Source organism: Citrobacter sp. W9 (assembly GCF_026719375.1).
Taxonomy (GTDB): domain Bacteria; phylum Pseudomonadota; class Gammaproteobacteria; order Enterobacterales; family Enterobacteriaceae; genus Citrobacter; species Citrobacter werkmanii.
In genome coordinates this window covers 215,136-227,320 of sequence record NZ_JAPPTE010000004.1, presented here as the reverse complement: position 1 = coordinate 227,320, position 12,185 = coordinate 215,136, and the positions used below count along the sequence as shown (strand labels likewise).

11 protein-coding genes are annotated in these 12,185 nt (G+C 52.9%); 6 read left to right on the top strand and 5 right to left on the bottom strand.

Annotation, left to right across the window (positions count from 1 at the left end; translation table 11 throughout):
- Positions 1-930: a homoserine kinase gene (gene thrB, locus OOJ59_RS09095; protein ID WP_038637046.1), complete on the top strand. Its 930-nt coding sequence runs from the start codon at positions 1-3 to the stop codon at positions 928-930.
- Between the two features lie 3 nt (positions 931-933).
- Positions 934-2,220, top strand: coding sequence for a threonine synthase (gene thrC / locus OOJ59_RS09090; RefSeq protein WP_069324092.1), 1,287 nt, complete (start codon positions 934-936; stop codon positions 2,218-2,220).
- Positions 2,221-2,304: 84 nt separating this feature from the next.
- On the opposite strand, the gene yaaA is transcribed toward thrC, so the two are convergent.
- Positions 2,305-3,078: a peroxide stress protein YaaA gene (gene yaaA, locus OOJ59_RS09085; protein ID WP_160955422.1), complete on the bottom strand. Its 774-nt coding sequence runs from the start codon at positions 3,076-3,078 to the stop codon at positions 2,305-2,307.
- 77 nt (positions 3,079-3,155) lie between these two features.
- Complete coding sequence (locus tag OOJ59_RS09080) at positions 3,156-4,586, bottom strand: alanine/glycine:cation symporter family protein (protein WP_160955423.1); 1,431 nt, start codon at positions 4,584-4,586, stop codon at positions 3,156-3,158.
- A gap of 274 nt (positions 4,587-4,860) precedes the next feature.
- Here OOJ59_RS09080 and tal point away from each other — a divergent pair, with 274 nt between their 5' ends.
- The 3 genes from tal to OOJ59_RS09065 all read left to right on the top strand — a co-directional run bounded on the left by tal (position 4,861) and on the right by OOJ59_RS09065 (position 7,944).
- Entirely contained in the window at positions 4,861-5,814 is a 954-nt protein-coding gene (tal, locus tag OOJ59_RS09075; RefSeq protein ID WP_005124064.1) for a transaldolase, read from the top strand.
- Positions 5,815-5,924: 110 nt separating this feature from the next.
- Complete coding sequence (mog, locus tag OOJ59_RS09070) at positions 5,925-6,512, top strand: molybdopterin adenylyltransferase (RefSeq protein ID WP_160955424.1); 588 nt, start codon at positions 5,925-5,927, stop codon at positions 6,510-6,512.
- Between the two features lie 124 nt (positions 6,513-6,636).
- The gene (locus tag OOJ59_RS09065; protein WP_087857633.1) at positions 6,637-7,944 is read left to right on the top strand and encodes an MFS transporter; all 1,308 of its coding nucleotides are present in this window, start codon (positions 6,637-6,639) and stop codon (positions 7,942-7,944) included.
- Between the two features lie 34 nt (positions 7,945-7,978).
- Here the strand turns inward: OOJ59_RS09065 and satP are convergent, their stop codons facing one another.
- The 3 genes from satP to OOJ59_RS09050 form a co-directional block, all read right to left on the bottom strand.
- Complete coding sequence (gene satP, locus OOJ59_RS09060) at positions 7,979-8,545, bottom strand: acetate uptake transporter (RefSeq protein WP_006686623.1); 567 nt, start codon at positions 8,543-8,545, stop codon at positions 7,979-7,981.
- Between the two features lie 148 nt (positions 8,546-8,693).
- On the bottom strand, positions 8,694-9,407 hold the full coding sequence (gene msyB / locus OOJ59_RS09055) for an acidic protein MsyB (RefSeq protein ID WP_038637060.1): 714 nt from the start codon (positions 9,405-9,407) through the stop codon (positions 8,694-8,696).
- 32 nt (positions 9,408-9,439) lie between these two features.
- Positions 9,440-9,844 (bottom strand): DUF2541 family protein, encoded by a 405-nt coding sequence (locus tag OOJ59_RS09050; RefSeq protein WP_085048343.1) that lies wholly within the window; start codon positions 9,842-9,844, stop codon positions 9,440-9,442.
- A gap of 384 nt (positions 9,845-10,228) precedes the next feature.
- On the opposite strand from OOJ59_RS09050, the gene dnaK reads away from it, so the two are divergent.
- A complete protein-coding gene (gene dnaK / locus OOJ59_RS09045) occupies positions 10,229-12,151 on the top strand; it encodes a molecular chaperone DnaK (RefSeq protein ID WP_038637064.1) in 1,923 nt (640 codons plus the stop codon).
- Positions 12,152-12,185 lie beyond the last annotated feature (34 nt).

The following is a 12,185-nucleotide window of genomic DNA, read 5'->3' as shown; positions in this document are numbered from 1 at the left end:
ATGGTAAGAGTTTATGCCCCGGCTTCCAGCGCCAATATGAGCGTCGGATTTGATGTGCTCGGGGCGGCGGTAACCCCCGTAGACGGTTCGCTATTGGGGGATGTGGTCTCTGTTGAGCCAGCCGACCAGTTCAGTCTGAATAATCTTGGGCGCTTTGCTGACAAACTGCCTTCTGAGCCGCGAGAAAATATCGTCTATCAGTGCTGGGAGCGATTCTGTCAGGAGCTGGGTAAAACCGTTCCGGTGGCAATGACGCTGGAAAAAAATATGCCGATTGGCTCCGGGTTAGGTTCCAGCGCCTGTTCCGTTGTGGCGGCGTTAGTCGCCATGAACGAGCACTGTGGGAAACCGCTCAACGACACGCGCCTGTTGGCGATCATGGGAGAGCTGGAAGGACGTATCTCCGGCAGTATTCATTACGATAATGTTGCCCCGTGCTTTTTGGGCGGTATGCAGTTAATGATCGAAGAAAACGGCATTATCAGCCAGCAGGTGCCAGGCTTTGATGAGTGGCTGTGGGTACTGGCGTATCCGGGGATTAAAGTGTCGACGGCGGAAGCGCGGGCCATTTTACCTGCGCAGTATCGCCGTCAGGACTGCATCGCCCACGGGCGGCATCTGGCAGGGTTTATCCATGCCTGCTATTCCCGTCAGCCTCTTCTGGCCGCGAAGCTGATGAAAGATGTCATCGCTGAGCCGTATCGTACCCGCTTGCTGCCAGGCTTCAGCCAGGCGCGTCAGGCGGTAGCGGAAATCGGCGCGTTGGCCAGCGGGATCTCCGGGTCAGGACCGACGCTGTTCGCCTTGTGCGATAAGCCGGATACGGCGCAGCGTGTTGCAGACTGGCTGGCTAAACATTATCTGCAAAATCAGGAAGGCTTTGTTCATATTTGCCGGTTGGACACGGCAGGCGCACGGGTACTGGGATAATCAATGAAACTCTATAATCTGAAAGATCATAACGAACAGGTCAGCTTTGCGCAGGCCGTCACGCAAGGGCTTGGCAAGAATCAGGGGTTGTTTTTTCCGCACGATCTGCCGGAATTCAATCTGACAGAAGTGGATGAGATGCTGAACCAGGACTTCGTTAGCCGCAGCGCTAAGATCCTTTCCGCATTTATTGGCGACGAGATCTCGCAGGAGATCCTGGAAGAGCGCGTACGCGCGGCGTTTGCATTCCCGGCGCCGGTTGCTCAGGTTGCAGCGGACATTGGCTGTCTGGAGCTGTTCCACGGTCCTACACTGGCATTTAAAGACTTTGGCGGGCGCTTTATGGCGCAGATGCTGACGCACATCAGCGGCGACAAACCGGTAACGATTCTGACGGCGACCTCCGGCGATACCGGTGCTGCGGTGGCGCATGCGTTTTATGGTCTGCCGAACGTTCGCGTGGTGATCCTCTACCCGAACGGCAAGATCAGCCCATTACAGGAAAAACTGTTCTGTACGCTGGGCGGTAACATTGAAACCGTCGCTATTGATGGTGATTTTGATGCTTGCCAGGCGTTGGTGAAACAGGCGTTTGATGACGAAGAACTGAAGGTGGCGCTGGGGCTGAACTCGGCTAACTCGATCAACATCAGCCGTCTGCTGGCGCAAATCTGTTACTACTTTGAAGCTGTGGCTCAACTGCCGCAAGAAGCGCGCAACCAGCTGGTTATTTCCGTTCCCAGCGGCAACTTTGGCGATCTGACCGCCGGACTGCTGGCGAAATCGCTGGGCTTGCCGGTGAAGCGCTTTATTGCGGCGACCAACGTCAACGATACGGTTCCACGCTTCCTTGCAGAAGGCGAGTGGGCGCCGAAGGCGACGCAGGCGACGTTATCCAACGCGATGGATGTCAGCCAGCCGAACAACTGGCCGCGTGTGGAAGAACTGTTCCGCCGTAAAATCTGGCGTCTGAATGAGCTGGGGTATGCCGCCGTTGACGATGCTACCACTCAGGATACGATGCGCGAGTTGCATGAAATGGGGTACACCTCAGAACCGCATGCGGCGGTGGCTTACCGTGCGCTGCGTGACCAGTTGAATCCTGGCGAGTATGGCTTGTTCCTCGGCACCGCGCATCCGGCGAAGTTTAAGGAAAGCGTTGAAGAGATTCTTGAGCTTACGCTGGCTCTGCCAAAAGAGCTGGCGGAGCGCGCTGATTTGCCGCTGCTCTCTCATCACCTGCCTGCTGATTTTGCTGCGCTGCGTAAGCTGATGATGACCCGCGGTTAACGGTAGTGCCCGCTGGCGTTGTGCTTAGCGGGCCTGCAAAACCTGTAGGCCGGATAAGGCGTTAGCCGCCATCCGGCATGTACACTACTGCTCGTGGCGTTTAAACACCAGTTCGCCATTCCCTGACGCTTCTTCATCAAAGAAATAGCCTTCACTGTTAAATGCCGTCAGTTGCTCTGGCTGAGTTAAGCGATTTTCAATGATGTAGCGGCTCATCAGGCCACGCGCTTTTTTGGCATAAAAGCTGATGACTTTGAACTTACCGTTCTTCTCATCGAGGAAGACCGGTTTGATAAGTTCGGCGTTCAGTTTTTTCGGCTTCACGGATTTAAAATATTCATCTGATGCGAGGTTAATCACCACGCTGTTGCCTTGTGCTTCCAGCGCTTCGTTAAGTTTGTCGGTGATGGTATCGCCCCAGAACTGGTAAAGATCTTTCCCCTTTGGATTGGCCAGACGAATGCCCATCTCCAGACGGTAAGGCTGCATCAAATCCAGCGGACGCAACACGCCGTACAGCCCGGACAACATGCGTAAATGCTGCTGAGCGAAGTCAAAATCCGCTTCGCTGAAGGTTTCAGCCTGCAGCCCGGTATAAACGTCACCTTTAAACGCCAGAATAGCCTGACGCGCATTCTCCGATGTGAAATCGGGCTGCCAGTCATGGAAACGGGTGGCGTTCAGATCCGCCAGCTTGTCGCTAATTCCCATCAGCTTGCCAATCTGCGGCGCGGAGAGTTGTCGCGCCACGTGAATAAGCTGCTGCGAGTGATCCAGCAGTTCGGGCAGCGTGTGGCGTGTGGTTGCCAGCGGACTTTGGTAGTCGAGCGTTTTTGCAGGTGAAATCAGAATCAGCATATCCAGTCCTTGCAGGAAATTTACTGCGACTTTAGCAAAAAAATGGACAGAATTGATCGATGGTTGCGATTGCCGCGCTAATCACGCGGCGTTTCATCCCAGCTTTCGGGCGCAAGCTGCTGCCTGATATCAGGATAACGGCGCGGATCAAATTCCGGGCGCACCCCGAGTTTACGCTGGCGCAGATAGTCGCTGGCGAGGGTATGGACAACCGGCGAGAGCAGTAAAATCGCCGTCAGGTTAGTGATGGCCATACAGGCCATGATGATGTCGGCAAGTTGCCAAAGCAGCGGGAAGCTGAGTAATGTGCCGCCGACAACGGTGCTCACGGTCGCGATACGTAATAGCCAAATTACCCGGAAATTGTCCAGCTTCAGGAAAATAAGGTTGTTTTCCGCATAGATGTAGTTGGCGACGATAGAGCTAAAGGCAAACAGGATCACAATAAAGGCGACGAATCCGGCGCCCCATTCACCCGTCAGCGAGACCATCGCTCTCTGCAGCAACTGGATGCCTTCAATGGGGATAGAACTGGTGCCATTACCCGCCAGCAGAACGATCATCGCACTGGCCGTACAAAGAATCAGCGTATCGCCTAAAACACCGATCATTTGCACAATGCCTTGTGCCGCAGGATGCGGAGGCCATGACGCAGCCGAGGCGGCGGCGTTCGGGGTTGAGCCCATTCCGGCCTCATTCGAGAACATACCGCGTTGAAAGCCGCTGGCAATGGCCTGGCTTAGCGTATACCCGGCGGCGCCGGCGGCGGCTTCCTGCCAGCCAAAGGCACTTTTAACGATGGTTATGATAATGTCGGGAAGCTGAGCGAAATGCCAAAGGCAGATGACGAGGCTACAACCGACCCACAACAGAGCCATCACCGGAACAAACCATTGCATCAGACGGGCAACGCCTTTAATACCGCCGACGATGACCAGTAATGATGTGATAGCCAGGGCGATACCGGAGAAGAGGGGAGGGATATCGAAAGCAAAAGCAAGTGCGCGCGAGACCGAGTTTGCCTGCACGCTGTTAAAAATCAGTCCATATGCGATGAGTAAAAAGATGGCAAAAAGCACGCCCATCCAGCGCATACCCAGTCCACGCGCCATATACCACGCAGGACCGCCGCGAAACTGTCCCTTGCTGTCGCGTTCTTTATACAGTTGCGCAAGTGAGCATTCGGCAAACGAGGTTGCCATCCCAATGACTGCCGAGACCCACATCCAGAAAACGGCTCCCGCGCCGCCTGCGGCGATTGCCAACGCCACGCCCGCCAGATTTCCGCTGCCGATCCGCGCGGCAAGACTGGTGCATAAAGCCTGAAAGGAAGTTAAACCGCCCGGTTGCGGGCTGATGCTGTTTTTAAGACTTCTGCCAAACTGGCGAATGTAGCGAAACTGGATGAACCCCGTACGCCAGGTGAACCAACATCCTGCGCCAAGCAGGAGGTAGATCATTACCGAGCCCCAGAGTATTTCATTAATAAATGCGAAAAAATCAGGCATTAACATCCCTCTTGTTGATGCCGGTAAGCGCGAATAATCCCATGTAAGCGCTACCAATTATCGACCAGTATATACCTTCTAAGTAGATTGATTACGGGAGTTTATCATAACAACAGGTATATCCCTTAATTGCGCATCTCAGGCTTTGAGCTGCGTAATCAGGGCTGAGCGGCAGGTCGGACAATACAGGCGGTTGCGCTGAGAGTGCGTCGTGCTATCATCAGGGAAGATCGGTTACATCCCCCTAACAAGCTGTTTAAAGAGAATCACTATCATGACGGACAAATTGACCTCCCTTCGTCAGTTCACCACAGTAGTGGCCGACACCGGAGACATCGCGGCAATGAAGCTGTATCAGCCTCAGGATGCCACAACTAACCCTTCTCTCATTCTTAACGCAGCGCAGATCCCGGAATATCGCAAGCTGATTGATGACGCTGTAGCCTGGGCTAAGCAGCAGAGCAACGACCGCGCGCAGCAGGTCGTCGACGCGACCGACAAACTGGCGGTAAACATTGGTCTGGAGATCCTGAAACTGGTCCCGGGTCGCATTTCCACAGAAGTTGACGCTCGCCTGTCCTACGACACCGACGCATCCATCGCGAAAGCAAAACGTCTGATTAAACTGTACAACGATGCTGGCATCAGCAACGATCGCATTCTGATCAAACTGGCTTCAACCTGGCAGGGCATTCGTGCCGCTGAGCAGCTGGAAAAAGAAGGCATCAACTGTAACCTGACTCTGCTGTTCTCTTTCGCGCAGGCGCGCGCATGTGCAGAAGCTGGCGTATACCTGATTTCTCCGTTCGTTGGTCGTATTCTTGACTGGTACAAAGCCAACACCGACAAGAAAGAGTATGCACCGGCAGAAGATCCGGGCGTGGTTTCCGTAACGGAAATCTACGAGTACTACAAACAGCACGGTTACGAAACCGTAGTTATGGGCGCGAGCTTCCGTAACATCGGTGAAATCATCGAGCTGGCGGGCTGCGATCGTCTGACGATTGCACCGGCGCTGCTGAAAGAGCTGGCGGAAAGCGAAGGCGCTATCGAACGTAAACTGTCCTTCTCTGGCGAAGTGAAAGCGCGTCCTGCACGTATCACTGAAGCTGAGTTCCTGTGGCAGCACAACCAGGATCCAATGGCTGTAGACAAACTGGCGGACGGTATCCGTAAGTTTGCTGTAGACCAGGGCAAACTGGAAAAAATGATCGGCGATCTGCTGTAATCATTTCGGCGTGGCCCTGACAGGGGTCACGCTACCTCTTCTGAAACCTGTCTGTCCTTCCTTTCGCAGTGTATCATTCTGTTTAACGAGACTGTTTAAACGGAATAATCATGAATACTTTACGCATTGGCCTGGTGTCCATTTCTGATCGTGCTTCCAGCGGCGTTTACCAGGATAAAGGTATCCCGGCCCTTGAAGAGTGGCTGGCATCAGCCCTAACAACCCCTTTTGAGCTGCAAACACGGCTGATCCCGGATGAACAGGCGATCATCGAACAAACCTTATGCGAGCTGGTTGATGAAATGAGCTGTCATCTGGTACTGACGACCGGCGGAACGGGGCCGGCACGTCGCGACGTAACGCCAGACGCTACGCTGGCCGTAGCCGACCGCCAGATGCCTGGTTTTGGTGAGCAAATGCGCCAGATAAGTCTGCACTTTGTGCCAACCGCAATCCTTTCCCGTCAGGTTGGCGTGATTCGCAAACAGGCGCTGATCCTGAATCTGCCTGGGCAGCCGAAATCGATCAAAGAAACGCTGGAAGGCGTGAAAGATGCCGATGGTAAGGTCATCGTGCCAGGCATTTTTGCAAGTGTACCGTATTGTATACAGCTGTTAGATGGACCTTATGTCGAGACTGCACCGGAAGTAGTAGCATCTTTTCGCCCTAAAAGCGCGATTCGCGATACAAATGCCTGAAAGTAGCCTGGTCGTGATATAAGTAACAATGAAGGTGGAGTATTGAATTGTTTACGATATAGTAATTTTTGATTTACATATATCGACAGACATATTCAATTACTCCACTGACTCATGGTTTGCTATGTCACAACACACTCGACCCCTGAATCGCCAGGATTATAAAACCCTTACGCTTGCTGCCCTCGGCGGGGCGCTTGAGTTTTATGATTTCATTATCTTCGTCTTCTTTGCCGCGGTTGTTGGCGAACTTTTCTTCCCGGCCGATATCCCTGAATGGCTACGACAGGTTCAAACCTTCGGCATTTTTGCCGCCGGATACCTGGCGCGTCCATTGGGCGGCATCATTATGGCGCATTTTGGCGACCTGGTCGGACGCAAGAAAATGTTTACCCTGAGCATTTTGTTGATGGCGATACCGACGCTGGCGATTGGCTTGTTGCCTACCTATGCCTCAATGGGGATCCTCGCGCCGTTACTGTTATTACTGATGCGCATTTTGCAGGGCGCAGCCATTGGGGGCGAAGTGCCGGGGGCGTGGGTGTTCGTGGCGGAACACGTACCGGAGCGTCGCATCGGTATCGCCTGCGGCACGCTGACTGCCGGGCTTACTGTGGGGATTCTGTTGGGGTCGGTTGTTGCAACGCTGGTGAACACCAGCCTGACGCAGCAAGCGGTGCATGACTACGGCTGGCGTATTCCTTTCCTGCTGGGCGGCGTGTTTGGGCTGGTGGCGATGTATCTGCGCCGCTGGCTGCAGGAAACGCCCATCTTCCTCGAAATGCAGCAGCGTAAAGCGTTGGCGCAAGAGCTACCGGTAAAGTCGGTGGTGAGAAAACATAAAAAAGCGGTGGTCATTTCCATGCTGCTGACCTGGCTGTTATCGGCCGGGATCGTGGTGGTGATCCTGATGTCGCCAGTCTGGCTGCAGAAACAGTATGGCTTTGCGCCAGCATTGACATTACAAGCCAACAGTGTCGCGACCATTATGCTGTGCGTCGGTTGTCTGCTGGCCGGGTTTATTGTCGACCGGGTTGGCGCCAGCAAAACCTTTATTGTCGGTAGCCTGCTGCTGGCCTGTTCGAGCTGGCTTTTCTATCATCTGACCGGTAGCCATCCTCAGCATTTGTTCTTGTTGTATGGGCTGGTGGGCTTGTGCGTTGGCGTGGTGGGGGCTGTGCCTTATGTCATGGTACGAGCGTTTCCAGCGGAAGTCCGCTTTACCGGCATCTCGTTTTCTTACAACGTTTCGTACGCCATTTTTGGTGGTCTGACGCCAATCGCTGTGACGATGTTAATGAGCGTGTCGCCAATGGCTCCAGCCTGGTATGTACTGGCGTTATCGCTGGTGGGGTTAGGGCTGGGGATTTGGCTGCGACAGGATATTTATCATCGCGATACCAGCGTGCAGGGAGAGTTACAGCGCTTGTAAGGAATATCCCCCCGTCCGGGGGGATAGCGTCAGATTAGTGCGCTTCACCAATCGGCAGGATGGTACGGCCAAACTGTTCGTTCAGCACTTCGCCCATCGCCAGGTAAATGGCGCTTGCACCACACACTAAGCCAACCCAGCCGGCAACATGGATGATCGCTTCGTTACCTGCAATGTTGCCCACGGCCAGTAGCGCGAACAGCACCGTCAGGCTCAGGAAGACAAACTGCAGCGCACGCGCAGCTTTCAGCGTGCCGAAGAACATGAACAGTGTGAACACGCCCCACAGACCCAGGTATACGCCCAGGAACTGGCCGTTGGTTGCATCCGCCAGGCCCATTTTCGGCATGATCAGGATCGCAACCAGCGTCAGCCAGAACGAGCCGTAGGAGGTAAAGGCGGTTAAACCGAAGGTGTTGCCTTTTTTATATTCCAGCAGCCCGGCAAAAATTTGCGCGATACCGCCGTAGAAAATGCCCATCGCCAGAATAATAACGTCAAAGGCGAAGAAACCCGCGTTATGCAGGTTAAGCAGAATGGTGGTCATGCCAAAGCCCATCAGGCCCAGCGGTGCCGGATTAGCCAACTTAGTGTTGCCCATAATTCCTCAAAATCATCATTGATTGAATGGTGAAATAGTTTCCCCGAATAACGATCACTGTCTTCGGGGCGCGGCATGATAATCAGGGGAGAGCGGACTGTCTATGATCTAACAAAGGGAAAATGAATTATTTTCCCTGTGATGGACATCACGCTTGTGTGTTGTTGATCATTCTGCGCAGACAGGCGATTTGCAGCACCGCCGGAATCGTCACGCGATAGGCGCTGCCGCTCACCGCTTTAACCCCGTTTAAAGCCGCGCCGACCGGGCCGCCAAGCCCTGCGCCGCGTAGCAATCCATGCCCGATGACGCTAACTGCGGCATGGGTACGCAGGATCTGCGTGAGCTGACCGGAGAGCAAATGAGCAACGCCAGTCGCCAGATGGCGATCCTTCATTAATAGCGGCAGTAACTCTTCCAGTTCAGAGACTTTTGCCTCAACGGCCTGCAAAAATTCCTGCTTATGGTCCGCATCCATTTTTTGCCAGGCATTCCGTAGAAAGTGTTCCAGCAAATACTGTTCAATTTCATACGTGGGCATCGCTTTGTCGGCTTTAAGCTTCAGGCGCTTCGAAACATCCAGCAAAATCGCCCGATACAGTTTTCCATGGCCACGAAGTTTATTGGCAATGCTGTCGCCACCATAATGCTGAAGTTCGCCGGCGATCAGTTGCCAGTTGCGGCGGTGCTGTTCCGGGTGTCCTTCCATCGATTTAAATAATTCGTTGTGGCTCAGAACGCTCGACAGACGGGCTTTCCCTTTTTCATTATGCGTTAACAGGCGAGTAATCGTGGCGAGTTGTTCCTCACTGCAATGCTGCAGAAAGTCGAGGTCGTCGTCATGCAAATACGTGACATTCATGTTTTCTATGGCTTCTGAATAAAAGGGCGGAATTAGTCGTCGCCGATGACTTTAAGCGTCGCCATGTCAGAGGAGTTTACCGACTGGCCTGAAAAAGTGATTTTGGATACGCAGCGTTTATTGTCGTTGTCGCTATTAATATTGATCCAATTAGTGGTTTGTCCCTCTTTAATGGATGACGGGACGTTCAGGCTTTGGCTGGAGGTGCGCGCAGCTTTGAAGTAAACGGATGCGCCGTTAAGGTTAATATCGCCTCGATCGGCGGTGAGTTGAATACGCTTCACCACCCGACAAACGGGAATTTTGAGCGTGAGATCGTTAGTTGCGTTGCGGGGCATCGCAATCATCCCCAGAACTTTATGATCGTTAGCGTGAGCGGCGCTGCTCAACAGCAGGCCCATAAGCAGGGTGGCGGAAAGGGTTAAAACGGATTTCATGAAATTTCTCTTTGACGGCTGCAAAAGTGCGTGGCTTTGCGCTAGTTTACCGCCGACACAAAAACGATTCATTCACGTAATCTTTTCTTTTTATTACAATTTTTATGTGAATAACAGCGCTTTATTAATTGGCTTTATGAATTAATTTTGAATGGCGATTATTCATTTTTTGTAGTTTTGTGCCTTTTTTCGGCAAATTTATTGCTTCTGCGCTAAAAAAATTTTTCATGCCCCCCTTGATGAAGTGGGTTACGACCCCACTTAGTAGTCAACCGCAGTGGTGAGTCTGAAAAAAAACGATTCAGGGTAGTTGAAACCGCACGTTTCGCCCTTATTACAGATTCACAACCACATGATGACCGAATTTTTAGTGGAGACGTTTAGATGGGTAAAATTATTGGTATCGACCTGGGTACTACCAACTCTTGTGTAGCGATTATGGATGGCACTACTGCACGTGTGCTGGAGAACGCCGAGGGCGATCGCACCACGCCTTCTATCATTGCTTATACCCAGGATGGTGAAACTCTGGTTGGTCAGCCGGCTAAACGTCAGGCAGTGACAAACCCGCAAAACACCCTGTTTGCGATTAAACGCCTGATTGGCCGCCGCTTCCAGGACGAAGAAGTACAGCGTGATGAAGCCATCATGCCGTACAAAATCATCGGTGCTGACAACGGTGATGCCTGGATTGACGTAAAAGGTCAGAAAATGGCACCGCCGCAGATCTCTGCAGAAGTGCTGAAGAAAATGAAGAAAACGGCTGAAGATTACCTGGGTGAACCGGTAACTGAAGCGGTTATCACCGTACCTGCATACTTTAACGATGCTCAGCGTCAGGCAACCAAAGACGCCGGCCGTATCGCAGGTCTGGAAGTAAAACGTATCATCAACGAACCAACCGCAGCTGCACTGGCTTACGGTCTGGATAAAGAAGTCGGCAACCGCACTATCGCGGTATATGACCTCGGTGGTGGTACTTTCGATATCTCTATTATCGAAATCGACGAAGTTGACGGCGAAAAAACCTTCGAAGTTCTGGCAACCAACGGTGATACCCACCTGGGTGGTGAAGACTTCGACAGCCGTATGATCAACTACCTGGTTGACGAGTTTAAGAAAGATCAGGGTATCGACCTGCGTAATGACCCGCTGGCGATGCAGCGTCTGAAAGAAGCCGCTGAGAAAGCGAAGATCGAGCTGTCTTCCGCTCAACAGACCGACGTGAACCTGCCGTACATCACTGCAGACGCGACTGGTCCGAAACACATGAACATCAAAGTGACCCGTGCGAAACTGGAAAGCCTGGTTGAAGACCTGGTTAACCGTTCTATCGAGCCGCTGAAAGTTGCTCTGCAGGACGCTGGCCTGTCTGTTTCTGATATCAACGACGTTATTCTCGTTGGTGGTCAGACGCGTATGCCGATGGTGCAGAAGAAAGTTGCTGAATTCTTCGGTAAAGAGCCGCGTAAAGACGTTAACCCGGACGAAGCCGTGGCAATCGGTGCTGCCGTTCAGGGTGGTGTATTGACGGGTGATGTGAAAGACGTACTGCTGCTGGACGTTACCCCGCTGTCTCTGGGTATCGAAACCATGGGCGGCGTGATGACGCCACTGATCGCGAAAAACACCACCATCCCGACCAAGCACAGCCAGGTGTTCTCTACCGCTGAAGACAACCAGTCTGCGGTAACCATCCATGTGCTGCAGGGTGAACGTAAACGTGCTGCCGATAACAAAGATCTGGGTCAGTTTAACCTGGATGGTATCAGCCCGGCTCCGCGCGGTATGCCGCAGATCGAAGTTACCTTTGATATCGATGCCGACGGTATCCTGCACGTTTCCGCGAAAGACAAAAACAGCGGTAAAGAGCAGAAGATCACCATCAAGGCTTCTTCTGGTCTGAACGAAGAAGAAATCCAGAAAATGGTTCGCGAAGCAGAAGCGAACGCAGAATCTGACCGTAAGTTCGAAGAGCTGGTTCAGACTCGTAACCAGGGCGACCATCTGCTGCACAGCACTCGTAAGCAGGTTGAAGAAGCAGGCGACAAGCTGCCGGCTGACGACAAAACTGCCATTGAGTCTGCACTGACCGCGCTGGAAACGTCTCTGAAAGGCGAAGACAAAGCGGATATCGAAGCGAAAATGCAGGCGCTGGCTCAGGTTTCCCAGAAACTGATGGAAATCGCTCAGCAGCAGCACGCACAGCAGCAGGCTGGTGCAGCAGGCGCTGATGCTTCTGCAAACAATGCGAAAGATGACGACGTTGTCGACGCTGAGTTTGAAGAAGTGAAAGACAAAAAATAATCGCCCTGATGCAGGGTAGTTAATCGGCACGGGC

Coding starts and splice junctions, on each gene's coding strand:
- thrB (WP_038637046.1), top strand. CDS start 1: ATGGTAAGAGTTTATGCCCCGGCTTCCAGCGCCAATATGAGCGTCGGA.
- thrC (WP_069324092.1), top strand. CDS start 934: ATGAAACTCTATAATCTGAAAGATCATAACGAACAGGTCAGCTTTGCG.
- yaaA (WP_160955422.1), bottom strand. CDS start 3,078: ATGCTGATTCTGATTTCACCTGCAAAAACGCTCGACTACCAAAGTCCG.
- OOJ59_RS09080 (WP_160955423.1), bottom strand. CDS start 4,586: ATGCCTGATTTTTTCGCATTTATTAATGAAATACTCTGGGGCTCGGTA.
- tal (WP_005124064.1), top strand. CDS start 4,861: ATGACGGACAAATTGACCTCCCTTCGTCAGTTCACCACAGTAGTGGCC.
- mog (WP_160955424.1), top strand. CDS start 5,925: ATGAATACTTTACGCATTGGCCTGGTGTCCATTTCTGATCGTGCTTCC.
- OOJ59_RS09065 (WP_087857633.1), top strand. CDS start 6,637: ATGTCACAACACACTCGACCCCTGAATCGCCAGGATTATAAAACCCTT.
- satP (WP_006686623.1), bottom strand. CDS start 8,545: ATGGGCAACACTAAGTTGGCTAATCCGGCACCGCTGGGCCTGATGGGC.
- msyB (WP_038637060.1), bottom strand. CDS start 9,407: ATGAATGTCACGTATTTGCATGACGACGACCTCGACTTTCTGCAGCAT.
- OOJ59_RS09050 (WP_085048343.1), bottom strand. CDS start 9,844: ATGAAATCCGTTTTAACCCTTTCCGCCACCCTGCTTATGGGCCTGCTG.
- dnaK (WP_038637064.1), top strand. CDS start 10,229: ATGGGTAAAATTATTGGTATCGACCTGGGTACTACCAACTCTTGTGTA.